The organism is Candidatus Abyssobacteria bacterium SURF_5 (assembly GCA_003598085.1).
In the GTDB taxonomy this organism is placed as follows: Bacteria; Abyssobacteria; SURF-5; order SURF-5; family SURF-5; genus SURF-5.
The window spans coordinates 29825-55141 of sequence record QZKU01000041.1 but is presented as its reverse complement, the minus strand read 5'-3'; the positions used below and the strand labels follow the sequence as shown (position 1 = coordinate 55141).

Here is a 25317-nt window from a genome sequence, read left to right as displayed (position 1 = left end):
GGGCAAATCCGCCTTTTTCATGCTCTTGACCGCAGCGACCATCGCCCAATCGAAAACCCGATGAAAAAGGCGATTATAAGAACAGCTCCCACAAAAATCGCTACCATTTTTCGGACATCGGCGCTCTCGTAGCGGGAAAGAGCCTTGCTCAGAGTATCCCGCTCGGCTTGAACAGTATTCAGTTTCAGGCCAAGTTCCTCGTTGTCTTTTTCAACCGCTCGCAGTTCGGCCTGCAGCCCTTTCGTCCTCTCGTAGCCTACCGTCAGGTCGCCCTCGTACTTCGCTATTTTCTCGGAAAACTCGCTGACGGTTTTCTCGAGGTCCGAGATGTGTGAGCGCAAGCCGAGGATACTCTCATTTCGCTCCAATGAGGTCGCATGGGCTTTCACCAGTTGCGCAAATGCTTCACGAGCCCATTTGCTGTTTTCATACTCCTCAAAGTGCTCATTGTTTAACATCGCTCGGTCGCTTTTCACCAGTACTAGTCCCGGTCCAAGATACGCCACTGCCCCGACGGGAGGAAATGACCCGATACTGTAAAAGCCATCCTCTGAGTATGAATCCTCGTCCCCAAGCAGGATTGCCGAAGCATCTTGAGAAAGAACCAGGGGAGAGCCGCCATAAAACCCTATCGACCCGACACCCTCTGTCTCAAAACCGGAAGCTCCCGAAAAATTGGTGAGGATCAGCCTGCGGCCGCTCGCATCGTCTTCCATCGACGATGACGGATCGATTAAATTGCTCCCATCCATTGAAATACCAAAAATCTCGATGAGAGGATTGACAATACGTGAGTCGCCCCCGTGCACGAACAGGCTTCCACCCTCCTGCGCCACAAACCAGACAAGAGCTGAAACCTCGCGGTTCTGAAGCGGTCGCTCCGGGCTGCAGTGGAGTACCGCGATCTCATATGGCTTCAGCTTTTCTCGTGTGATCTCTCCCGTGGACATCGAGGCGACCAGCATGCCCTCACTCTTCAGCAGTTCCACAAGTTTCGAGTAACCGGTCGGCTCGGCGCTGACTATCATATCCGCCGGCGAAAGGGCCGCCTCAAAAAATAGCACCTTCGCCGGCTGAGCGAAACCGTGAGCGCACCAACTTACTGCCAAAAGCACCGCTGCAAAATAAATCATCTTCCTCAAGATACCCATCCTCCGGTTCGTGCTTTTCTTGCTTTTGCCCTGAAGGTTCGGAACAGTAATATCTATTGTATTTTGCGCATTAGGATTTTGTCAACGGCTCTTGACAAAGACTTGCTCGCTTTGATAAAGTTACACGCAAACGGGCATGGCGCCCACGTCGGATTTTTCATTGCAGCTCCGGCTGAAAAGGTCAGGTTCATTTCTCCCATTATTATAACGCGGGCGCACGCCCTGAAATAATCCTCTCAAGGCTCTCACCCTTAATCCGGCAGTTCTTCGAGAGGACTTTGCAAAGTACGAGGATTTTTTTGGAAATGGATTCACTTCCTACCGTCGAGTCGTCTCACTCCCGGACCCGCGAGCGCATCATTCGCGCTGCCATGGAACTCTTCCGCAGGCAGGGGTACCACAATACCTCGCTGGCGCAGATTCTCGATCGAGCCTCCATCACCAAAGGAGGATTTTACTTCTACTTCAAGAGCAAGGAAGAACTGGGACTGGCCGCGCTCGAATTCGCAAAAAATTTCTGGAATGAACATGTCCTCGATGCCATTGCAGGCGAGCCCGCAGCCTCCGCTCGCTTTCGTCGAATGGTCGAGATCATGACGCAGATGAACCGTGGCGAGATTTTCCATGGATGCGCATTGCTGGCGGTCCTTACCGCGGAAATGATGGAGACCGAGTCGGTGTTTTCCGATCGCATCAGGAGCATCCTGGCGGAATGGCAGCAAAGCCTGGTCGAAATGCTGGAACGCGGAAAGAAAGAAGGCGTGTTTCGAAAGGATATGGACTCCCAGGCGCTAGCCTATGTCTTGATCGGGTGCTGCCACGGAACAACGATGATCGGTCATCTCGACCCTCAACACGCTAATTACGACCTCCTTTTTCACGATCTCGAACGATGGATTCTTGAAGGAATACATGCAAAATGATTGCTCTTGGCATCGCGCGGTCAGAGCCCTCGAGGTTTCCATTAGACAAATGTTTCTGCGTCTCCACCTTCTCTTGAGGACGAGTCGAAAGTAACCGAATCTTTCACGAACAGAAGATCGAACCCGATATCACAATCATGCGGGCGTTTTCGGAGGGTTGTACATGAATGACAATTCCATGCTGCTATCCAGAGACGGCTACGTCGCCACCATCACCATAAATCGCCCCGACCAGCGAAATGCAATGGCTTCTTACATGTGGAAATGGCTCGCCGACACGATGACCGAGCTCAATGGCGACAACGATGTCCGCTGCGTCGTCATCCGCGGAGCGGGGGAGAAGGCCTTTGCCTCGGGCGCCGATATCTCGGAGTTCGAAGTCTGGACCAGCGAAGAAAAATCACGCCGATATGGACTCCTTATCGAAACCGCACTGCAAAGCATCGAACGACACCGCAACCCCGTGATCGCAATGATTCAGGGATACGCTCTCGGTGCAGGTTGCGAGCTTGCGGTCGCCTGCGATCTTCGCATTCTTGCCGATGTCGCCAAAGTCGGCATCCCGTCGGCCAAACTCGGCGTCATGCTGAATTATGAGAACTACCAGCGAGTCGTCGACCTTGCCGGCATCGCGACGGCGCGCGAAATTTTTTTCATCGGTCGACCTCTCGACGCTCAGCGGGCGCGCGAAGTCGGCCTCGCCAACTATGTCGTGCCGAAACAACAACTCGAATCCTTCACCTATGAGATCGCCCTCAAGATCTCCGAGAACGCACCGCTCTCGGTTCGTGGCAGCAAAAAGGTCCTTCAAACCTGTCTCAGTCACGTCATGCTCGATCGCGCTCGAGATTCCGAGGTGCTGGCAGAGCTCGACCGCATCAGCACAACCTGCTTTCTCAGCGAAGACGTGCAGGAGGGCGTAACCGCCTTCTTCGGTCGCCGAAAAGCCGAATTCAAAGGTAAATGAAAGTTCCGTGCCGATGCCAGGAATCGGGAAGATCGGAGGCCCGTATGAATATCACTCGCGCTCTTTGTGAAACCGTTGAGCGAATTGCCTTTCAAGACCTGCCCAAAGAGGCCGTGGCCGAAGCGAAGCTTTGTCTCATCGATTGGCTGGGCGTGACGCTCGGAGGCGCGCATGAACCGCTCACTGATATCCTTCTCGAGGTGACCGGCGCGCTCGGCGGAAAAAAGCAGTGCAGCCTCATCGGACGCAATCTGAAAACCTCTATGCTGAACGCCGCCCTCATAAACGGCTCAGCCTCGCATGCGCTCGATTTCGACGACGTCCACTTCATGATGATGGGACATCCGACCGTCCCACTCATGCCTGCCGTCCTTGCTCTCGCAGAAAATAAAAAAGTTCACGGACGCGACTTTCTCACCGCCTTCATTGTAGGATTCGAGGCCGAGTGCCGAATCGGATCCGCTGTCCTCCCGTTTCATTACCAGCAGGGCTGGCACGCTACCTCGAGTATCGGACGGTTTGGGGCCGCCGTCGCCTGCGCCAAGTTGTTGCGCCTGCCAGTCGATAAGCTCGTGTATGCAGTCGGAATCGCCGGCACTCAGGCGGCCGGTCTGAAACAAGTATTCGGTACAATGACCAAGCCTTTCCATGCAGGCAAAGCGGCCGCCGACGGACTCTTGGCGGCCCTCCTGGCGGAAAAAGGATTTACCTGCTCGGATGATATCCTTGCGGGCGAAAGCGGGTTCTGCAGAGTCCTCTCGCCCGAATGCAATCCCGAATTAATCGTTGAGGATCTCTGCAAAACCTATACGATCGGCAATGTCATGTTCAAAAGGCATGCTTCATGTTTTGAAACGCACCCGACTATCGATGCCGCCCTCCGGCTGCGCGAACAGGTGAAGCCGGAGGAGGTCCGGGAAATCGTAGTGAATGCCGTTCCCGTTGCGGTGGAGATAGCAGGCAAACCCGAGCCGAAAACGGGTCTCGAGGGCAAATTCAGCTTGTCCTATTGCGCGGCGCTCGCTCTGGCCGAAGGGCAGACCGGCGAGACCGATTTCACTAATGATAAGGTGCTGAGCCCGCCTCTGGTCGCATTGCGAAAAAAAGTGACTGTAATCGCGAGCGACGATTTCGGGTTGACTCAAGCCGAGGTAATTGTGCGCACCGTCGATGGGCGCGAACTGAAAAGTCGAGCCGATACCTACGAAATAGGCTCAGATAAAGACCGCAGGAAAGCAGACCTTATCCGCAAGTTCCGCTCGTTCGCGGATCGGCTGCTGCCGCCGGGGCGGACTGATGCCATCCTGGAATTTGTCCAAGGTCTGGCATCGCAGAAAAACATGAAAGACCTGCTCGTTCTCTGTCAACCGTAGAAAGAGGGATACGATGCTAAAAATCCTCGAAGGCGTGAGAATTCTCGACCTGTCGCGAATGCTTGCCGGACCCTACGGCTCTATGCTGCTCGGAGACCTGGGAGCCGAGGTCATTAAAATTGAAGAGACCGGCTCCGGCGACCTTACGCGCACTACCGCCGCCGAGGCCGCTCTCAGAGGTATCAGCGCCTATTTCCTGAGTATCAACCGCAATAAGAAGAGCATGACGCTCAATCTCAAATCGCAGAAGGGGCGGGAAATTTTTTGCGAACTCGTCAAGAAGGCGGACGTGGTCTATGACAATTTCCGGCCGTCAGCACTGGAAAAACTCGGATGCACATACGAAATCCTCTCACAATACAACCCGAAGATCATTTGCTGTTCGGTCTCAGCCTTCGGACAGACCGGGCCCTATCGAGATCTGCCCGCTTATGACATCATCCTGCAGGCGATGGGCGGAACCATGAGCCTTACCGGAACCGAGGGAGGCGACCCCCTGCTGATGGGGGTGCCCATGGGCGATCTTGCCGGCGGCATGTTCGGAGCGTTGGCGATCGCAGGCGCACTCTATCATCGGGAGAAAACCGGACGCGGACAGAAACTCGATATCAGCCTGCTTGATTGTCAGATATCGCTCCTGATGTACTTGGCCCAGACATATATCGCGAGCGGCCAGGTTCCGGCGGCTCGCGGAGCCATGCATCCCCTGATAGCTCCGTTTCGATCCTTCAAGACGAAAGACGGATATATCGCGGTCGTGGCATTCCAGGATAAACATTACGAGAGCTTCTGTAAAATAATCGATCGTGAAGACCTGTTGACGGATGAACGGTTTGATACCCTCATCGGACGCGCGGTCAATAAGATGCAACTGTATACCATTCTGGATGAAGTCTTCCCGAAAAAGACCACCGCCGAATGGCTCGAGCCGCTTCGCCAGGCTCAGATTCCATCCAGTCCGGTCAATAATATCCGCGAGGCCCTGAATGATCAGCAAGTGCGCTTTCGAAAAATGGTCGTCGAGATAGAACATCCGGAAATCGGAAAATATGAGGCGCTCGGCAATCCGATTAAATCCTCCATCATGAACGACGGCCACTTCGAACCGCCCCCGCTCCTCGGCCAGCATACGGACGAAATACTGTCCTCTCTGCTTGACCTGTCGGCGGCGGAGATGGAGACGCTGCGACAGGAAGGCGTAATTTAAAATGCAATGGCGGCGACCCTGAAAGATATCATCGAAAAGGCAGCAGCCGTTATCGTCGAGAGGGGACATGTCGTCGCCTTCTCCGGCGCCGGAATCTCGAGTGAAAGCGGAATACCAACGTTTCGCGACCGCGGCGGGCTGTGGGACAGATTCGAGGCGGGATCTTCCGGCGGAATCGTTGGAGTAATTGCTTCATATCCGGAGCAGGCGGCGGATATACTGGAAGAACTGCTGATAACTCTGCGCAACGCCGTTCCGAATCCGGGACACTTTGCGCTCGCAGAGCTCGAACAGCTCGGCCTTCTCGACGCGGTTATCACCCAAAACATAGACAACCTGCATCGGGATGCGGGCAATACAAGAGTGCACGAGTTGCACGGGAACATTTACAGGCTCAGGTGCCTCGCCTGCGGCAAAAAAGGCTTTCGGAAACGCGAGGAATTTCTGGCCGAGTTTGACCGGCTGATCCACGTTATGCGCAGCAAACGAATCTCGGACATCTTTTCGCTGATGCCCTCCTGCGAGTGCGGTGGCATGCTGCGCCCCGATTTTGTCTCTTTCGGTGAGCCGGTCCAGGAATTGCACGATTCCGTCAACGCGGCGGAACGATGTCGTGTCATGCTTGTCTTGGGAACTTCCGGCGTCGTCTATCCGGCTGCCGCAATCCCCGGCCGCGCTCGTGATGCGGGCGCACAGATCATCGAAATCAATCCCCAAAAGAGCGCGCTCACGCGCACTGCTCATTATTATCTGCAGGGACAGAGTGGCATTGTCTTACCGAAATTGGTGGAAGAAGTGATCAAAAAGTTGCCATAACAAATGCAGGAAACCGTTCGTCTCACGAGGAGGACAGAAAAATATGGCAGACAGAAGAATTCGAGTGCTGGTCGCAAAGCCGGGACTTGACGGACACGATCGCGGCGCGAAAATCATCGCGCGCGCGCTCCGGGACGCCGGCATGGAAGTCATCTATACCGGCCTCCGCCAGACGCCGGAGCAAATCGTGAATGCCGCGCTCCAGGAGGACGTCGACGTTATCGGGCTGAGCGTTCTTTCCGGAGCTCACCTCGGGCTGACACAAAAGATCATGGCGAAACTGAAGGAGCAGAACGCCGCCGATAAGATGGTCCTCGTCGGCGGCACGATTCTGAGCAAGGACATCCCTAAACTCAAGGAAATCGGGGTGGCCGAAGTTTTTCCGACCGGGAGCCGCCTCGATGAGCCGATCAAATTCATCAAGGAAAAACTCGCCCAAACAGCATAACGGAATTTCGAACATTTACCTGCGGGAATCAAGTCCCGCTTGCACCACAAGTTTTTGAACGGTTGTTTCTTCAGTGGCGGAGAACGAGGTAATACAGATGGAAAATATCAGTAAATACGACATCGATACGCCTGCGCTTCTCATCGACCTCGATAAGATGGAACGGAACATTCAAAAGATGGCGGAATTCTTTGATAAACAGCAGGCGGAACTCCGCCCCCACACGAAAACCCATAAATGTCCGGTTCTCGCACACAAGCAGCTTCGGGCCGGCGCACACGGGATCACCTGCGCCAAGCTTGGCGAGGCCGAAGTCATGGCCGCCGCCGGTGTACAGGATATCCTCATAGCAAACCAGATCGTCGGACACGATAAAATAGCGCGCCTCGCTAATCTCGCGCATCATTGCGAGATCATGGTCGCCGTCGAGTCCGCTCAAAATGTTGCGGAGTTGTCGTTGGCCGCCAAAGCCGTCGACTCCACTATCCGCGTCCTTATCGAGGTCGACGTAGGCATGCACCGGTGCGGCGTCAAAAATCCCGAAGATGCGCTCGCCCTCGCACGCACTATCCTTTCCAGCCCGGGCCTCGCCTTTGAAGGAATCATGGGATATGAGGGCCACGTCGTGATGGTACCCGATCTCGAAGATCGGCGACAGGCGTGTATCCAATCGATGCAGACGCTGGTGGGCGTTAAGGAAACGCTGGAGACAAATGGAATTCCCGTAAAAATCGTCAGCGCCGGCGGAACCGGTACATATAACATCTCCGGCTCATACCCCGGCGTGACTGAAATTCAGGCCGGCTCATATATCCTGATGGACGCAAAATACCGAAGCGTGCTCGAGGATTTCGAGTGCGCGCTGACGCTGCTGTGCACTGTGACGAGCAGGCCCGACAAGACAACCGCTATCCTCGATGCCGGGATGAAAGCCGTTACGTTCGAATTCGGAATGCCTGATTTGATCAGTCTTCCCGGCGCGTCCTTTGCCTTCTTGTCAGAAGAACATGGACATCTCTATCTGGAGGACGCAGACCCGAAAGTCGGCGACAAGGTGGAGTTGATCCCCAGCCATTGCTGCACCACCATCAATCTTCACGACCGGTTCTATGCCGTCAGAGGCGAACGGCTCGAAAGCGTCTGGAACATCGCAGCCCGCGGAAAATTCATGTAGAATCAGCCCTTCCTTCCAACCTCGATTTGAATGATGCGGTTCCTGTCGAACCAGAAGGTCAGCCCCGTCTCTTTATAATTGATTCTGCTGAACCCTCCTTCTCTATACAAAACTCCGCTCTGGAATTCATGGCTATCCGAGAGCAGACTTTCGACGTACTTCTCCGAAGATGGCTCTCCGTAAGCCGTGAGCACATCAGGCAGCGATGAAACATAGGAGATCTCAGACGAAAGCTTCCCCTTGAACCTGTCGCTGTTAATGCGAATCGCTTCAAGAACATCATTCTCCGACAAAACGAGTTCAAACCCGTGCTTCCAGTTGTAATCGAGCACCCGGGCGTATTCAAGATCGGGCTCACCCAGCGTCGACTTGATCGAAGACCTCGTTACGCGCGCATCTCCCGGGATCAGAAAGCCCTTATGGCTCGAGTCTCCGATGAAGAATGCACTTTCACCCGCGGCAGATTGGGGCCCCTGCGGCGCATTCTCGAGGCCCTCGGCAGGAACATCTTCCAGCTCCAGCGACTGATTCGCCCGCTCCCTTTCCATCTCGGCATCCACAATCTCGGCTGCCCGCGCGAGCGCAGCCGCCCGCGCTTTCTCCTCGATCTGCTCGGGTGTCATTCGCTCGACTCGATCAATCCTCTTCTTCTCGATTGTCGTGGTTACCCCTTTGTACTGGACCTTCAGAGCAGTTGCGTCTTCCAACAAAATTCTGCACTCCAGATGTGACCCGGCTTTCAGAATTACTGTATCCGGCGTTTCCTGCTCTCCTTTCCGAATGTCCGGTATGATCTGATCAAAAACCTCCTGAATCCTCTGCTCACGCTTCTGATCTTCCAAAGCGGCGGGTGCGGCCGGTAAACCATCCGTCAAATCTTCGGCGGGAGCCTCTACGGGAGGGACTGCCGCGGCCGGTTGCGACTCAGGATACACCAACTTTGCGGGCGGCTTCGCTTTTTCACCCTGCCGCTCCTGCAGAGACCCCGGGAAAAGAGGCTCCTGTTCCTTCTCTTTGTCGCGCAGGCTGAATAAGCGGAAGGAGACGACGATCGCGAATGCAACAATGACGCCTATTACAAGCGCCGCGGACAGGGGTGTGAAAATATCATCCTTCAGATTGCTCGCCGAGCTTGCGCCGGATATATCGGATGAAGAAATATCTTCCCACTCCTGCTGATCGATCTCGGCAAGTGACTCATGACAGAATGGACAGCGGTAAGCGCTCTTCTTGATCGTTTTCCCACAGAGGGGACATTTCTTTTGGGCTTGACTATCGCCGGAATCAGTCTGCATTGCCACTCACCCCCAACCGATGACAAGCAGTTAGTTGACCGAATAGCCGGATAATAAAAAACCCGCCCTTGAGCAAAACGTTACGCGCGGGCTTTCTCCTTCAATACCCGATAATCTCCAACTCGCGCAGTCAATCCGATTCTGTCAAAATATTCGAGCAGCGGCACGGCATGCTTGCGGCTGACTCCCAGTACCGTCTTCAGGTCGCCGACGGCCAGCCGCTGTTCGGTCTGAAAATGAACCCTGATCTTCTTCAGTGCGCTTTCCAGAAATTCCTTATGATATGCAAGCGTGGGGCTGATTTTTTGAAGAACGCCTTCCTCGAGGAGAAGCGAAATCATTTTCTTCGCGGCCGCAGGATCACCGGCCTGCTCTTCAGCCTGCATCAGCGTCGGTGGAGAATACCCGGCCTCTAAATATATCTTCTCGACCTGCTCCTTTATCGATTTTTGGGCCTGCGTTATACCGGCGCGCCTGCCGGCAAGGCTCAGGCCCTCGCGCGTAACCTGCACTCTTTCGCTCTCGGCCAGGTCTGAAATAATCCTTTCAAACAGCGGTGCATCGAGATTCCCGCTCAAGCGGCTCCGGAGTTGCTCGCGCGGCATGTACAGACGATGGGGCTGCTCTTTGAAGAAATCGGCCAGCTCCTTCAGCGCGCGTTCCTTTAAAAAATCATGGCGGTTTTGCGCAATGAGCACCGCGTCTTCCCCCGAGCCTAGCGCAAGGACTTGCCCCTCCTTTATCGGAGAGGCGATCAACTCGGTTACCATCGCCGCCGGCAATCCAAGTCTCACCGCAAGTTCGTGAAGCGACACCGCCGCCTCCTCCTTCGAGAGGAAGGCCCTCGCCAGCTCAGCCGGCAGGGCGCCATCGAGTTCCTGAAGCCAGGCACGCCTCTCCCGCTTCCTCACGCGCGCTCTCTGCGGGGCAACATCAAGAACGATTCCGCCCCCGATTGTGACCTCGGGCGATTCCGCTCGAATGACAAAGCGGTCGCCCCGGAAAATACAGATCGGCTTCTGACACCTCATCTGGACATAACCTTCGCTGCCCGGCGCAATCTCGTTCTCGCCAAATACTATCATGCGGCTCACCTGTTGGCTGGTCGCCGAATACAACTTTACTGTCGTGCTCCGCCGCAGATTTCGCGGCGCGGTGCGAAGCAGGCGGACCTTTGCATCAAACCTGTTTGTCGCCGCCGCCGTCCCAGGTTTCACAACGGTATCACCCCGCTTCAGTTGCTCGACAGCAATGCCGGCCAGATTCAAGGCCGCCCTCATGCCCGCCGATATCCGCTCCTGCTTCTGGTTGTGGCTCTGCAACTGACGCGCGCGACTGCTCAACCCTTCGGGCAGCACCTGCACAGGTTCGTCCTCGTTCAGCGACCCGGAAAAGACCGTCCCGGTGACAACCGTGCCGAACCCTTTCATCGTAAAGACTCGATCTATCGGGAAACGGAAAACGCCTTGTTCGTCCTTCTGTCGCTGTTGCTCGACCGCCTCGGTGATCAGAGCCCGAATCCGATCGAGACCGCCGCCCGTCTTGGACGAAACCCGCACTACCGGCGCGGATTCCAGGAATGTCCCCTCAACAAGGTCTGCGATCTCGGCCTCCACGATCTCCACCATTTCGGCGTCGGCCAGGTCTATTTTCGTGATCGCGACGATCCCGCGCTCGACTCCCAGCAGCTTCATGATGTCAAGGTGCTCGCGCGTCTGCGGCATGACGCTTTCGGTCGCGTCGATCACCAAAATCACGATATCCATGCCCGCCGCGCCCGCAAGCATATTCTTTACAAAACGCTCGTGGCCGGGCACGTCGACGAAGGAAACGCGCGTCCCGTCCGCAAGCTCCAGGAAAGCGAACCCCAGATCGATCGTGAGGCCGCGCTCTTTCTCTTCTTTCAGCCGGTCCGGATCGATCCCCGTCAGCGCTTTAACCAGCGCCGATTTGCCGTGATCGATATGACCCGCGGTTCCAACAACAAGATGTTTCATGAAGATTGACTTCTACGAGTTGCCAGGTCGCGAAGGGCTGCAATGACGTGCGTATTCTCATCGGACTGAATTGTCCTGAAATCGAGACAGAAACAATCCTTCCGAATGATTCCGATAATGGGGGGATTCAGCATTCTGAGGCGATAAGCAATTTGATCCGGCGTCTGTGCGCCGGGATTAATCGCGAGAAGATAAGTCGGAAGCGGGTGCTCGGGCGACGAGCCGCCGCCGGCGCGGGATTCGCCCTCCCTAATCTCCATCTTGAGCACCTTGCGAGCTTGATGATCGACGCTATCATACACCTGCTGCGCAAGCTTCAAGATATCCTCAGGAGTTCGCGCGATCAGTCCAAGTGTCGGTATTTCCTTTTCCGGAAAACGGGATGAACGCAACGTCTGGAGGATCGACCCAAGCGCCGCCAATGCTATCTTGTCCACTCGCAGCGCCCGCATCAGAGGGTTTTTCCGAATTTCCTTTATGTACTCCCGTTTTCCCAGAATAATGCCCGCCTGTGGGCCGCCGAGCAACTTGTCTCCGCTGAAAGTGACGATATCTGCGCCTGCCCTCATGCTATGCTGTGCCATCGGCTCATCGGGTATGCCGAACCGGCTCATGTCGATGAGCGCGCCGCTTCCCAAATCCTCCATCACCGGAATTCCGCGCCGATTCCCTAATTCGACCAGTTCGGATACCGATACGCTCTGGGTGAACCCGATGATGCGGTAGTTACTCGGATGCACCTTCAACAACAACCCGGTCTCCGGAGAAAGCGCCCGCTCATAATCGCCGATATACGTCCTGTTCGTTGTTCCGACCTCGACAAGCTTTGCCCCGCTCTTCGCCATCACGTCCGGAATCCGGAACGAGCCGCCGATCTCGATCAACTCGCCCCGCGAGACGACGACCTCTCGCCCCCTCGCCAGGCTGTCAAGCGTGAGCATGACCGCGGCCGCATTATTATTTACCACCGTCGCGGCTTCGGCCCCAGTCAAACGACACAACAACGGTTCGAATAGCGAATCGCGATGCCCGCGCTCTCCCGTCTCAAGATCATATTCGAGGTTTACGTATGAGGCGGCGGCGTCAGCGGCCGCAGCCGCAGCCTTCGCTCCAAGCATCGATCGGCCCAGATTCGTATGTATGACTATTCCCGTCCCGTTGATCACCCGCCGCAGCGGGGGAGCCCGTCGCTCTTCTATCCGGGAAACAACCGCCGCTTCGATGCTCTCGAACTCAAGGTCTTCGTTGCGTGATCCCTTCTTCCGGGCGGCACGGATTTCCTCCAATACCTCACGGATCGCATCCGTCACAAATTCATCCGAGAGATCGCCAAGCAGTTGCACTATTCTCGGCAACTGCTTCACCTTCTCAACGCTCGGGATCGCTTGCAAATATTTTGATGGTTTTCGGTTCATAAATTTCCCTGCAGAAAAACCTTCCTCTCAAATATTACCGAATCCTGCCGCGCCTTGTCAATGAACCCGCACCGAAAATTGGGGACAGAGCCTATTTTTTATCTGTAACTCCTTACTCTAAAAGCTGTTATGAAGGCAGCAAAAAACGGCCATCAACCATATGTAATATTAGTTGCTAAATAAATGACCGTCCACAAGAATCTCGTGTGCCCGCATTGCAGGGTTGATGGATTCGTTCAGTCTGTAAAAAAACTGCACAAGCAGCGGATAAAGATCTGAAGGAGATGACTGTCCGCCAGCGCCGCAGGCAAAGAAGCAGGAAAAATAAAGAATATAATTACGATCAGCGTTTATCGGGCGCCGACCCGGTAGCCGGTTCGTCTGCGGTTGAATAATCAATTTCGCCACGGCCGTGGCGCCTTATGGAGTACCGGTCTTCTGCCGGCTCAGACTGACGAGCTCGTTCCAAATACCTTCAACCTGCTCCTCGGCAGCGGCAAGCGAGCCCGTGTTGTGCACAACGTAATCGGCGTACTGAAGTTTTTCCTCGATGGGCATCTGCGCGTTCAGTCTCTTCGTTGCGCTCTCGAGGTCGAATCCGTTTCTCGCTGTCATTCGTCCAAGCTGCTGTTCCCGTGTCGCATAAACGAGAATGATCTTCTCGAACATGGACTTCATCCCCGTCTCGATCAGCAGAGGGACATCGGCCATGATGATGGCGTTCGGGTCCTTTTGCGTAATCTCCTGAATCCTGCGCGCATATTCTTCTCCCAGTCTCGGATAGATGAAACTCTGGAGTTGCCTCCGCTTGTCGGCGTCCGCGAATACTATTTCTCCAAGGCGGGGGCGATTGATCGTGCGATCCTCCCTCAGGATGGACGGCCCGAAGAAATCGACGATATCCCTCCACGCCGGTTTCTCCGGTTCGACTACGTAATGGGAAAGCTCGTCATAATCGAGAACATACGCGCCGCGTTTCGCAAACATCGCCGCGATCGTGCTCTTACCCGTGCCTATTCCACCTGTCAATCCGACGTGAAGCATACTTGATTTTCCTTCTTATACAGGCAGACATCTTCTCCAAATCCAAAATGTGCGGATCCCGCAGGCTCAGTCCCCTCCGCCAAATGCCTTCCCGTATGCTCCGAAAAGACCGGGGGACGGGTCCACCTGCGCCCCGAATTGCGAGATGGGATATCGAATGCCTCTCTTGTAAAGCTGGTCGAGGCCTTCCACAATCTTTTCAAGATAATGGTGCGGAATCGCCATCACCATTTCATCGTCCTGCGCATGGCCATAGCGCCGCTCGCCGTAACACGGGATCGTCATGGCTGGCTTGTCCGTGAGGTAACACTGCGCGATCGCGTCCGCGCACGCGCTTTCGCCGACGCTGAAAAACTGCATCCGCTCGTAATCGCGGAACTGGATCGCGTTGATAAGCAGCATCATCTGTGCCGGGTTCCCGTACAGCAGGATGATATCCGGATCGAACGGATTATAAACCAGCGGCGCCAGCATGACTGCGTGATACTTTCCCGAGGGGATCAGCGGAATCGAATCCTCGCACTTATTTGCGTCCTCCACGGTCGCGCACCAGACCATGCTGCGCATCGTGCCGTCGCGGATGTACTCGGGCAGCTCCGTCAACCCAATGATGCTGGTGCACCGCGGCGACACAAAATCATCCGCCGTCGCGCCCACAGTCCAATCGAACGTGCGCACAATGGTGATCAACTGACACGTCGTCACCTTGTGCGGCAGCCGCCTGAGCCACGGATTCCGGTTTAGCTCATCGGGATCCTCGAGCAGCTTGAATGCGACCGGAAACGTCTTCAGCCGCAACAACCTTTCCAGGTTTCGGATCAAACCGGTCCAATCAGACATCGTTAGCTCCCTTCTCCGGTGCATAGATCGAAAAATTTCCCGTCCTCAACTGCACGACGAGATCCTCGTCTGAGTCAGTATCACTGGAAAAATGCGTGTAGTATTTTCCCACGTCGGCCAAAATATGCGCATCGCTCCCCGCCACGCACGGGATGCCGAGTCGCGCGCTCACATCAAGCGCCATCTGCGTCTCCTGCTCGTTTATCTTGCAATTGTATGCCTCAATCGCGTCGACCGCCTGAAACACCGGACGCGTGGCCGCGCGCTCCGGCGAAAGCGATAGCTGCACGAAATTAAACACCAGAAACCCCCGAAACGGATGCGCGACAATCGTGAACCCGCCGCAGTCAGAAACCTTCTTATGCAATTCGGCCGCACTTATTATCTCGGCGGGTTCTTCCTCAAATCCAAATACCAATATGTCGCCGTCGCGGGTGGTTACTTCCATCCCGCGAAAAATCGGGAATTCAAACCGCTCTCGAAGGCGCATCACCTCGTCTCGCGGCCAGAGTTTGTTATGTTCCGTCAGGCAAATCCCATCGATGCCCGCCTCTTTCGCCCGCGGAATCAGATCGTGAATTTTGATCGCGCTGCAGGTCGACAGAGGAGAAGTGTGACAATGCAAGTCTATCTTCATCATTCACTCGAGGCATACGCCATGCAGCTATCCTTCAGTATCGGGACCGTCTCGAGAAGCCGTTTCCGAATGGCTGCACTATCCGCAGGCTGCCCCATCTCCTCAAGGTCCTCACGCGCAAATTGGATCGAGGCCGACATGAGCGCATCACAGCACTCGATCAACAGCGTCCCGTAATGCCGGCAGCCGGCGCGCCCGATCTGCTTCTTCACCTTCTCGCGGAAGCCCGGCTCGATTCGCATTCCGATCGCTTTCTTCAGAATCTCGTCGGCGCGCGGACATTCGGGCGTCGTGAACCGCTTCATCCTGCCGCTGATTCGAGTGATCTCGCATTGCGGCAGGACAAACTCGACGTCAATCTCCATCGAATAGATGTGGTCGTCGAGAAGGCCGTGCGCTATTGCTCTGTCCTTCGCAGGCCGCTCGATGCCCACCCGCTTCATCCGTGAAAAATTCGCCACGTTAACCTCCTCTTGAAGTCCGCTTCACATCCCCGCTTTTCCTGGACTACCTAATGTCTCTGCATGTATTCTTCAGGGCGCCCCGCTCTAGTCTCTTCCGCAAGGAATTTGTTCCCTCTCGATCAAGGGAGTAAGTCAGCATGAGGGGAGCCTAACGCTGGGAACTATCGATCAGCGCTAGTCCTCTCCTACAAGCGCCCCTTCAGCAACGGGCCGTTCGGATCGAATGCAATGCAACTGTTGAGCAGGCGCGGATTCATCTGCACCATCTGTAACAGGCCTTCGCGGCGCTGCTCGTCGTCCAATCCATCGGCCATTCCCATCTGCTGAGGGGTGAACGAGAGAATGACCGCGTCGCACGCCTCGAATAACAGCGCTTCCATCAATGAACATCCCTTCGGTCCGCCAATTAGGTTCTCGAGCAACTTTGTCAGCCCCGAGCCGACTCTGAGCCCGATGACTTTTTTCACTAGAGATTCGGCGGCCGTGCAATGTTCAGTGAAGCAGCGCTCGAATTTGCCGCGTGCGGCCGTAATCTCCAGGTCGGGCAGCGCCACCTCAATCTCGATTTCTCCGCTGAAATTGCCGTCGTCCATGTAATTGGTTACGAGCAGCTTGTCCTCACCGAGCGGAGCAATCGAGGCGTGTTTCGTGCGGCTGTAACAAAGTACCATGATTTCCCTCCGGAATGGCTATTTCTTTCACAAACTATACTTGACGACGTGACCTATGTCAATTCAGCGCGCCGAAAAAAAATAAGGGCGAAGGGTGCCCCATTCGCCCTCTAATCTAGTGCCTCTATCTCTGAATTGTCAGCCGCATCCTCAGCGACGGGTACTGTAAGCCTGTCCGACGGTAGCGATGGGGACTGTCCCACCGCGAAGGGGACTGGCTCCATTTACGGAATTCATGTCTTCTTGAATTCGTAGAATGGTGCCTGTCCCCGAAGCAAAAACCACTCGCTCAAGTGTCGGATACATTCACTCTCCCCAAAGTCACTTACCTAATCTTTTCCAAGGCTGCGCGCGATGATCAGGCGCATCACCTCGGAAGTCCCCGCGAAAATCGTCTGGATTCTGCCGTCGACCCAGAACTTCGAAATCGGATACTCCTCGCAGTAGCCGTAGCCGCCGTGCATTTGCAGGCAGCGGTCGGCTACCCGGTTAGCCATCTCGCAAATCCACAGCTTGGCCATGCACGTCTCCGTCACCACGTTCTCGCCGGCCAAGTGGTCCTGAATCAGCCTGTCCATGTATGCGCGCCCGACCGAAACCTCGCTCGCAAGGTCCGCCAGCAGGAACTGCGTGTGCTGGAAATTGAAGATCGGCCTGCCGAATTGCTCGCGCTCCTTCGTATATTTGATTGTCAAATCCAGACATTTTTCGGCAGCCGCCTGGCCTCCAATCGCGCACACGAGACGCTCCGGCTGCAGCTTCTGCATCATCATGAAGAAGCCGGACCCCTCCCCGCCAAGAATGTTGCCGGCCGGCACCCTGCATTCGTCGAAGAATAACTCGGCCGTGTCCTGCGCCTTCATCCCGATCTTCTGTATTTTCTTGCCGCGCTCGAAGCCCGGAGTGTCCCGCTCGACAACAATCAGGCTGATCCCCGAATACGGCGGGTCCGCCTTCGGATCGGTCTTCGCGGCGACAACCACAACATCGGCAAGGAGTCCATTCGAGATGAAGGTCTTCTGACCGTTGATGACGTAGGAATCGCCATCCTTGATCGCGGTGGTCTTCATCGACTGCACGTCCGAACCGGCGTTGGGCTCGGTCATTGCAAGCGCGCTGATCTGTTCGCCCGATACGCAACCGGGCACCCAGCGCTCCTTCTGCTCGTCATTGCCGAACGCGTAAATGTACGGGACTACGATATCGTTGTGGAGCGGCAACGCAAAACCGGATGCACCGGCCTTCGTCAATTCTTCAATCATGATGACTGAATACAGAAAATCCGCGCCGATGCCGCCGTATTTCTCGTCGGCCCACGGGCAGAGGAACCCGTTCTCGCCCGCCTTCAACCACAGCTCGCGCGGCACCTTTCCGTCCTTCTCCCATTGCTCGTGGTGAGGCGTGACCTCCTTCTCGATGAATTTGCGGAACGTGTCGCGGAGCATGTTGTGCTCTTCCGTAAAGGGAAGCTTGCTTTTCAGCATACAGAAATACCTCCGGTCGATGCTGTGCTCTCAGTTATGCGTTCAGAACTGCGGCAGCATTCGTAATCACGTCGAGCCCGCGCTCGGCGGTCTTCGATTTGAAGATGACCTCGTTGCCCTCTTTCCACATCTCCGTCACAATGGTCTCGCCCGGAAATACGTGACTTGCGAAACGGACCTTGATGCTCTTGAATTTTTCGGGCTCGTTGTTGCAGAATTCCTGCACGATCGCGCGGCCGGCAATCCCGAACGTGCACAGCCCGTGCAGAATCGGCTTCTCAAATCCGGCCATTGCCGCAAAATTCGGGTCCGCATGCAACGGGTTGCGGTCGCCGCACAACCGGTATATCAACGCCTGCTGCGGGAGCGTCTTCTGCTCGACTACCTTATCCGGCGCGCGATCAGGCGGCTGATTCCCCGGCTTCGGGCCGGATTCGCCTCCAAAGCCGCCTTCACCGCGCAAAAACACCGAGAACGTGTTGAAAAAAACCTCGTCCCCGTTCTCGTCGCTCGTCACGGCATCAAGCAGAACGAGAGCACCCTTTCCCTTGTCATAAATCGCCGATATCTTCGGCTGCGTGGTGAGTTTGCCGCTGGTCGGGAGAGGGTGTTTGCGTACTTCGAGATACTGCTCGCCGTGAAGTAGCATCATCGGGTTGAATTCCATTCCGGGCGCCCCGATCAGGCCGACCAGCGACGGGAACGGCGGTATCACTCCGAATGTCGGCAACACCTTCAGATCGCCCTCATACGTAAACTTCAACTGCTGCTCATCGGTCTGCGGAACGCCCGCCCCCACGCCCAACGCGTACAACATCACATCGCGGTCCGTGTACTCATAAGGAAGTCCCTGTAACTTTGCGCCGACTGCTTTCTTCGGATCAATAGGCATCGTTCCTTCTCCTTATCTGGTCAAACAATTCATCGCCTTTTCTTACACCCTGCCATTAACATTCCGCCCTCTTTGAAAAATCCAGATTTTCCGTATCGCGACCGCAGAGACACGCTTCCGCCACAGAGTCGGTTGTCTGTCTGAGCAGAGCGAAGAATCTCTCCTGATTATCCTTACGTGACCGGCAAAAGCCCATTCATCTCTTTCGCCAAGATCGCTTTTTTAATCTGCGAAAATCTGCGTAATCAGCGGATCAAAAATCCTTTTCTTCAATCCAAAATCTAAAATCATTTCACTCCGGCCGCATCCCGCGAAGACAGAAGCGGATTATCTCCTCCTCGATCTCTTCGGCATTTTCCGGAGAATGAGACGACAAAAGCCATCGGCCCATTACCACCGCGATGCCCATAAAAACAGTAGCCAGAATCGCCGGCTCTATCTCGCTCACTCGATCCGATTCAATTCCGTCTCGCAAAATCTCGTGAAGCTCGGCCCCAATTCCCGAATGCAGCTTCATCGTGTATTCTGCATCCACCGGCGGGCCATCAATCAGGATCAGGCGCGCAAGGTCCGCATTGTCCCTGAAATAATCGAAACTCACGCGCAAGGCGGACACCACCTGCTCCTCAACGGACATTTTCGGACTCCGCGCCTCGAGCCATTTCCGATGCATCTCACGGTTCGCCCTCCGCACAAGCGCGTCGTAGATCGCGCGTTTGTCGCGAAAGTGCACGTAAAATGTGCCGGCGCCGAGATCGGCGCGCGCCGAGATCTCACGCGTGGTCGCGTTGTCATATCCCTTCTCCAAAAATATCTGCTCGGCTGCGTTCAGCAGCTTATCCCGCGTCTCGCGACTGCGGCGCTTCCAGCGGTTCTCTCGATCGATTTCGGATATCTTTTTCGCCATCGGGAATAAGGGTTGCCATGTTTGAATCAGGCGGCTTTTTCCATTCTCATCTGAAAGGAAGTAGTACGACTTATCTCCTCTTCACCTGTCTGTACGTCTTTCATTTGCGCGGTTCTTGACCGTTTGCACGAGCGGCTTCGGACGTACAACTGCCAGATGAACTCGACACGGGGCGATTCTTTCTTGACACAGATTCAAGCCTGAGATATAGTCAGATTATATGGGGGACCCTTACCTTTGTCAAGCATAAAAATCTCTCGTTTCCCACGGTTTTCCTCGCTCACTGAAAGGAGAAAAAATGGCCGAACCGTTTGCAGTCGATAAAGAATTTGTTCAAGGGGCGCTCTCGAAACCGCTCTCGCCCGATAGCAATCTTCTGGCCTCGAAATGCAAAAAATGCGGCAAGCTCCATTTCCCGCCGCAGCGGCTGTGCTCGTCCTGCTATAGCTGGGAGCAAATGGAGGAGACGCCCCTCGGCCGGCGCGGAAAAATTTTTTCGTGGACCGTCTCGTATATGATGGGCGAGCATCCAATTGGATATGTCGACCTGCCGGAAGGGATTCGGCTCTTCTCGATTTTCACCGACCTCGAAGGCGACCCGACACAAGCGCTTGATATCGGAACAGAAGTCGAACTCGTGGTCATGCCGATGCGTGAGATGGAATTTGGCATGGAAGTCGGCGCCGCGGAATTTATCGGATACAAGTTCCGGCCGGTGAAACAGGGGGGACGGCAATGAGACAAGTGTGCGTTGTCGGAGTGGGAATGACCAGGTTCGGGAAATATCTGGATAAGGAACCGCGCTGGCTGGCTGAGGAAGCGGTCTACAAGGCGGTCACCGACGCAGGAATAAACCACAAGGCAATCGAAGTGGCTTACGTCGGCAATGTCGCCGCCGGCGCCTTCTGCAAACAAGGGTTCACGATCTTCGGCGAGATCATGCTCGCCCCCATCGGGCTTGGCGGCATCCCGATCACCAGCGTAAGCAACGCATGCGCGAGCGCGAGTGCCGCCTTCAGGGAGGCGGTTCTGGCCGTCGCCAGCGGACATCATGACGTCGCGCTTGCACTCGGAGTCGAGAAGATGCAACTCGACCGGGCCGAGCTCATGATGGATGAGCGCAGGCGCAGCAAGGTAATGGGAATGGGCGGCAACGGAGCCGACGCCGAGCTTGAGGGACAATTCGGCATAAGCTTTCCCGGCTTCTTCGGCATGGCCGCAAATCGCCACATGAAGCTGTACGGTACCACTCCTGAACATCTCGCAATGGTCTCGGTCAAAAACCGGAAGAATGCGGCAAAGAATCCATATGCTCAATTCCAGAAACCGGTGACAATGAGCGAAGTGCTCGAGGCACGGATGGTTGCATATCCTCTCACGTTCCTGATGTGCTGCCCCACAACCGACGGCGCCGCTGCTGCCATCGTAATGTCGAAAGAGAAAGCCGCAAAAATGTGCTCCAAACCAGTCGAAGTGGCCGCCAGCGTCTTGAAGACCGCCACATTCGAGCCAAGCCAAAACGACCTTGATACGATGCGGCCCACTATTCATGCTGGACAGGAAGCTTATCGGCAAGCGGGCATTGGCCCCGCCGACGTGGACGTGGCCCTTGTCCACGATTGCTTCTCGATCTCGGAATTGATTCACTACGAAGACCTCGGCTTCTGCAAGAAAGGCGAAGCGAAAACCATGATCGAGAAGGGGGAGACCGAGATCGGCGGACGGATTCCGGTCAACCCATGCGGCGGGCTTCTCTCAAAAGGGCATCCGGTCGGTGCGACCGGCGTCGCTCAGGTCTGCGAAGTGACGTGGCACTTGCGGGGTGAGGCGGGCGAGCGTCAGGTGGAAGGCGCGAAAATAGGAATGACTCATACCCTCGGCGGCCTCTCTCACGCCGAAGGCGTCGCCTGCGGCGTCAATATCCTCCGCCGCGCCTGGTAGCGAGAATAGAGATATTGGTTTTCGGAAGCATCTGGTTAAAATCGGATTGACGTTTAGCGAAATGCTCCTTTACTAAAGGCTTCTTGAAAATGGATGCCGATCTTTTCTTCCTGATCAACTTGCTGTTATGGGGCCTGCTTCCCTTTGTATGGATGACAAAGAATCCTGAAAAGGAGTTGAGGCGGTGGGCAGCCAAAGGCAATTCTGCGAAAGTGAAAGATCTGCTCCGAAAAAGACCCTTTACTTTTATTATCAATGGGAAAGACGCAAATGGAATGACTCCCCTTATGCATGCGGCGAGACAAGGACATACAGATATAGTAAGGCTTCTGGTCGAAAAGGGCGCTGAACGCAAAGCAAGAAATAAGTGCGGCGAGACCGCTCTCGACTTGGCTTTATCGCAAAAGCATACTGAAATAGTTCAATACCTGAAGGAATTTGATCCTGACGAGGTGGGGATTTCATCTTGACCATCTGAGAGCTCAAATACCAGAAGACCAGGGGCGGCCCCATAAAATATGGGGACAGAGACCATATTTAAATTGTTATTAGATGTTGTTGCTTTTTACTAAATAGTCTCTAACCCCCCGGAGCGTCCAAGGCCAGCCACCTATTATTATTTAAGCCTTCGCCTTTTCCACCTCGACCGAAACCGCGCGATCGATCGGCTGCGTGCACCAGTTCCAGCGGTAATAATTCAGATGCCCGTAACCCGCAGCAAGATCAAGCCACTTCACCATTCCCGGAATCGCGGTATCGTAACTCTTCCATTTCTCGAACTGGTACGGCTCCCACGCGTGATAAATGATTACCTGCCCGGGCCGCGGCCCTTCCTGCGAGCGCGCCGCGGCAGTCAACTTCACGTGTACGGTGAAATCATCGAAATCATTATATACCCGCACCAGATCGCCGTCCTCAATGCCGCGACTGGCAGCATCCTCCGTATTCATGAACATGAACGGCCGGCCTTGATGCGTGCGTGCGAGCACGTCGTCGGTGATCCAGATCGAGTGGACACTCCAGCGCTGATGGCCGCTCGTCATCCTCAGCGGATAATTGCCACCCATCTTCGGATTTTCCTTATGCACCGGGAGTTGCTCGCCCGCCTCGATGAACCAGTCATGATCAATATAAAACGTGATCCGGCGATTGTACGTCGGGTACGGGATCTTCTTCGGGCCGGTATGATATGTCAGCGGCACGATCGGCTCATCCGGCTTGATATCGGTCGCCAGATGCATCGCGATCACGTCCATCTTCGATACTTTCGTAAAACGGACGATGCCGTCCTGTCGCAGCGTTTGAAGGTTTGTCTCCTCGGGCAGCGTCCCCATTCTCGCGCTCATCTTCAGCGCATCATCGAGCGTTTCCTCCGCATTTTGGCGGTTGAGCGTTGTCTCTTCTACAATCGTCGACAAATCGAAAGCCTTGCCGCGCCGGTTCTGATACGTCAAGAAGTTCTCTGCTTCGGCCAAATTCTTCATTCGCTCGGCAATGAATTTCCAGGCTTCCCATTCGTTCTTGCCCTCGCCCGGCGGAGCGACCGCCGACTCCGTCAGCGTCAGCCACGGCACATGCGGGGTGGGGAAGCGGGTGTCGGTCTTCTCGTAGAAGCCCGCGCCCGGCAGGACCAGATCGGCCAGCAAAGCAGTGGTGCTCCATCGCGTTTCAATCGTGAAGATGAATTTGTACTGCTTCCAGAGGTCCGGATAGATGTTTTTCCACCAGCCGCGGTTCTTACGAGCCGGACTTGTCCCGTAGAAACAATATACCTGCGGCTTCTGATCGGGCGCCGGCCGCACCAGATGGTTCCACCATCCCTTTGCTATCGCCTCATCCATGTACTCATCGAAGCTGCGCTTCATGCTCGAGCAGTGCCATGCCTTGTTGTTCCACGTGTTACGGTAGTTCGAATGGAAGTAATACAGGAAGACCGGCGGCACTCCGCTCCCGCGCATCGCGTTGTGCATTCGCTCCAACTCGCGCTGCATGATCTCGTGCGTCAGCGACGGGTCCTTCGCCTGCAGAATGTACTTGTCCAGGCGAGCCTCTCCATAATGCTCCGCTGACTGCGGCTCTTCTTCCCTCTTCGCGCGCAAAAGAGCGCTGCCTTCAAACAGTGATTCGTTCCAGCCCCGGATGCCGCTGCCTTTGTTGCCGATGCTTGCGGTCAGCGCAAGCAACAGACACATCGCGCGCTCCATGAGATCGCCATGATAATACTTCGATGAATTCCAGCCGACCAAGATCTGGACGTGCCCGCGCGCTTTCCACACTTTTTCCGTCAGCCTTCGGATTGTCTCCGGACTGACTCCGCACACGGCCGATGCTTTTTCCGGCGTATAGTCGCGATTGACCATTTCCTTGAAGATGTCGAAGGCCGGCCGGACCTCGACCTGCTCGCCATTATGCAGGGCAACACGATGTCTCCCCTCGAGAGCGGGATCGCACGGGAGCGCAAGCGTGCCTCGCGGTGCCTTCGCCGGCGCATTTGACGCAGTGTCCCAAAAGTACAACTGATCCTCCAGGCCGCCCCCGGTAACGTCAGTTTCTCGCAAAAATTTTCCTGTGTCCGTTCGTACAAGAAGCGGGAAATCGGTCTGTTCCTTTAAGAAACCACTTTCATATTTGCCCTCGGCGATAAGAGTCTGCGCCACGGCAAGACCTAGTGCGGCGTCACCGCCCATCTCGATCGGAATCCATTCATCCGCATGGATCGCCGATGGAGAATAATCGGGCGCAATAGTGACAACTTCCGCTCCGTTATAACGGGCTTCGGCTATGAAATGATATGACGGGATGCGCGTGTAAACCGGATTCATGTGCCAGATCAGCAGCAATTTTCCGAAAAACCAGCCGTCAACGGAATCGCAAAATTGAAACTTGCCGAATGTCTCGTATATACCTTTATTGAAGTCGCCAATCGTTGAATTCAGATCGAGACTCGTCGCGCCGAGCCCACCCAGAAAGTCGCCGGCCGACATCAAATGCACCCAGCCGCCATTGCCCGGCCCCGGCTCGAACACAATCGATTCCGGGCCCGCCGTGCGAATAGCATCAAGTAAATGCCTGCAAACCGTATCGGCCGCCTCTTCCCATGAAATCCGCTTCCACTTGCCCTCTCCGCGCTTGCCCACGCGGATCATCGGATATTTCACGCGATCGGGGTTGTACATCATGTTGCTGAATGAACAGCCCTTCTGGCAGCCGCGCGGATTGAAATCCGGACCGCCGGCATCGATAACCGGATATTTTCCCGCCTGCTCCTCTCGCCAGACAACCCCGTCTTTCGTGTATACCCGCCACAGGCAGTTGCCGGGATAGCAATCAACCAGGTGCGTGCCGTAGGTCACCTTATCCCATTTCCATTCACTCCGGTGAAGGTCTTCCCACTTCCCGTACTTCCACTCCTGAAAAACCTTCTCAGTGGCTTGAGCTGCACCGCCAAGAAATCCAAGAGAATCGAGCGAGAGAGCTAACGCAGTTGTTCCGCTTATCTTGAGAAATTGGCGCCGGGTGAACCTGAAACTCGACATATAGACCTCCACGTCCTGACCTGATTCTTCTATCAACAATGGTCGAATGCGGCGATTTTAGCACAAATGGCCCATGGAGAGCAATAAAAAATTAATCGACTATATTTTGTGAACTGCGTTCACTGAGTGAAAGCG

22 protein-coding genes and 1 pseudogene are annotated in these 25317 nt (G+C 55.2%); 10 read left to right on the top strand and 13 right to left on the bottom strand.

The window, feature by feature from the left end:
- Nucleotides 1-17 precede the first annotated feature (17 nt).
- Nucleotides 18-1133, bottom strand: coding sequence for a hypothetical protein (locus C4520_05030; protein RJP24057.1), 1116 nt, complete (start codon nt 1131-1133; stop codon nt 18-20).
- A 323-nt stretch (nt 1134-1456) separates the two neighbouring features.
- Between C4520_05030 and C4520_05025 the strand changes: the two genes are divergently transcribed.
- The 7 genes from C4520_05025 (at nt 1457) to C4520_04995 (ending at nt 8059) form a co-directional block, all read left to right on the top strand.
- Nucleotides 1457-2074, top strand: coding sequence for a TetR/AcrR family transcriptional regulator (locus tag C4520_05025; protein RJP24056.1), 618 nt, complete (start codon nt 1457-1459; stop codon nt 2072-2074).
- Nucleotides 2075-2237: 163 nt separating this feature from the next.
- A complete protein-coding gene (locus C4520_05020) occupies nt 2238-3041 on the top strand; it encodes a hypothetical protein (protein RJP24055.1) in 804 nt (267 codons plus the stop codon).
- Nucleotides 3038-4414 (top strand): MmgE/PrpD family protein, encoded by a 1377-nt coding sequence (locus tag C4520_05015; GenBank protein ID RJP24054.1) that lies wholly within the window; start codon nt 3038-3040, stop codon nt 4412-4414. The genes C4520_05020 and C4520_05015 overlap by 4 nt, the downstream gene beginning before the upstream one ends.
- 13 nt (nt 4415-4427) lie before the next feature.
- Complete coding sequence (locus C4520_05010; GenBank protein RJP24053.1) at nt 4428-5621, top strand: CoA transferase; 1194 nt, start codon at nt 4428-4430, stop codon at nt 5619-5621.
- A 6-nt stretch (nt 5622-5627) separates the two neighbouring features.
- The gene (locus C4520_05005; protein ID RJP24052.1) at nt 5628-6437 is read left to right on the top strand and encodes an NAD-dependent protein deacylase; all 810 of its coding nucleotides are present in this window, start codon (nt 5628-5630) and stop codon (nt 6435-6437) included.
- Between the two features lie 43 nt (nt 6438-6480).
- Nucleotides 6481-6885: a cobalamin B12-binding domain-containing protein gene (locus C4520_05000; GenBank protein ID RJP24051.1), complete on the top strand. Its 405-nt coding sequence runs from the start codon at nt 6481-6483 to the stop codon at nt 6883-6885.
- A 97-nt stretch (nt 6886-6982) separates the two neighbouring features.
- The gene (locus tag C4520_04995; protein RJP24050.1) at nt 6983-8059 is read left to right on the top strand and encodes a DSD1 family PLP-dependent enzyme; all 1077 of its coding nucleotides are present in this window, start codon (nt 6983-6985) and stop codon (nt 8057-8059) included.
- A gap of 2 nt (nt 8060-8061) precedes the next feature.
- On the opposite strand, the gene C4520_04990 is transcribed toward C4520_04995, so the two are convergent.
- The 11 genes and pseudogenes from C4520_04990 to C4520_04940 form a co-directional block, all read right to left on the bottom strand.
- Nucleotides 8062-9354, bottom strand: a complete 1293-nt coding sequence (locus C4520_04990; GenBank protein RJP24049.1) for a hypothetical protein — start codon at nt 9352-9354, stop codon at nt 8062-8064.
- Between the two features lie 80 nt (nt 9355-9434).
- On the bottom strand, nt 9435-11351 hold the full coding sequence (gene selB / locus C4520_04985) for a selenocysteine-specific translation elongation factor (protein ID RJP24048.1): 1917 nt from the start codon (nt 11349-11351) through the stop codon (nt 9435-9437).
- On the bottom strand, nt 11348-12766 hold the full coding sequence (locus C4520_04980; protein RJP24047.1) for an L-seryl-tRNA(Sec) selenium transferase: 1419 nt from the start codon (nt 12764-12766) through the stop codon (nt 11348-11350). The genes selB and C4520_04980 overlap by 4 nt, the downstream gene beginning before the upstream one ends.
- A 168-nt stretch (nt 12767-12934) precedes the next feature.
- Nucleotides 12935-13174 (bottom strand): hypothetical protein, encoded by a 240-nt coding sequence (locus C4520_04975; GenBank protein ID RJP24046.1) that lies wholly within the window; start codon nt 13172-13174, stop codon nt 12935-12937.
- 12 nt (nt 13175-13186) lie between these two features.
- Nucleotides 13187-14674, bottom strand: a pseudogene (locus C4520_04970) (dephospho-CoA kinase).
- On the bottom strand, nt 14643-15290 hold the full coding sequence (locus C4520_04965) for a PHP domain-containing protein (protein RJP24045.1): 648 nt from the start codon (nt 15288-15290) through the stop codon (nt 14643-14645). Before C4520_04965 ends, C4520_04970 begins: the two are co-directional and overlap by 32 nt.
- Nucleotides 15287-15748, bottom strand: coding sequence for a DUF2889 domain-containing protein (locus tag C4520_04960; GenBank protein RJP24044.1), 462 nt, complete (start codon nt 15746-15748; stop codon nt 15287-15289). The genes C4520_04965 and C4520_04960 overlap by 4 nt, the downstream gene beginning before the upstream one ends.
- Nucleotides 15749-15936: 188 nt before the next feature.
- On the bottom strand, nt 15937-16422 hold the full coding sequence (locus C4520_04955) for a DUF2889 domain-containing protein (protein ID RJP24043.1): 486 nt from the start codon (nt 16420-16422) through the stop codon (nt 15937-15939).
- Between the two features lie 329 nt (nt 16423-16751).
- Nucleotides 16752-17906 carry an acyl-CoA dehydrogenase gene (locus tag C4520_04950; protein RJP24042.1) on the bottom strand — a complete coding sequence of 385 codons (1155 nt, stop codon included), beginning with the start codon at nt 17904-17906 and terminating at the stop codon, nt 16752-16754.
- Nucleotides 17907-17940: 34 nt separating this feature from the next.
- The gene (locus C4520_04945) at nt 17941-18798 is read right to left on the bottom strand and encodes a 3-alpha,7-alpha,12-alpha-trihydroxy-5-beta-cholest-24-enoyl-CoA hydratase (protein RJP24041.1); all 858 of its coding nucleotides are present in this window, start codon (nt 18796-18798) and stop codon (nt 17941-17943) included.
- A 292-nt stretch (nt 18799-19090) separates the two neighbouring features.
- Complete coding sequence (locus tag C4520_04940) at nt 19091-19705, bottom strand: TetR/AcrR family transcriptional regulator (protein ID RJP24040.1); 615 nt, start codon at nt 19703-19705, stop codon at nt 19091-19093.
- 298 nt (nt 19706-20003) lie between these two features.
- Here C4520_04940 and C4520_04935 point away from each other — a divergent pair, with 298 nt between their 5' ends.
- From C4520_04935 to C4520_04925, 3 genes are all read left to right on the top strand, one after another.
- Nucleotides 20004-20444 (top strand): transcriptional regulator, encoded by a 441-nt coding sequence (locus C4520_04935; protein RJP24039.1) that lies wholly within the window; start codon nt 20004-20006, stop codon nt 20442-20444.
- Nucleotides 20441-21646: a thiolase domain-containing protein gene (locus tag C4520_04930; GenBank protein RJP24038.1), complete on the top strand. Its 1206-nt coding sequence runs from the start codon at nt 20441-20443 to the stop codon at nt 21644-21646. Before C4520_04935 ends, C4520_04930 begins: the two co-directional genes overlap by 4 nt.
- A gap of 89 nt (nt 21647-21735) precedes the next feature.
- On the top strand, nt 21736-22116 hold the full coding sequence (locus C4520_04925) for an ankyrin repeat domain-containing protein (GenBank protein ID RJP24037.1): 381 nt from the start codon (nt 21736-21738) through the stop codon (nt 22114-22116).
- Between the two features lie 150 nt (nt 22117-22266).
- On the opposite strand, the gene C4520_04920 is transcribed toward C4520_04925, so the two are convergent.
- Nucleotides 22267-25182 (bottom strand): hypothetical protein, encoded by a 2916-nt coding sequence (locus C4520_04920; protein RJP24036.1) that lies wholly within the window; start codon nt 25180-25182, stop codon nt 22267-22269.
- Nucleotides 25183-25317: the final 135 nt, after the last annotated feature.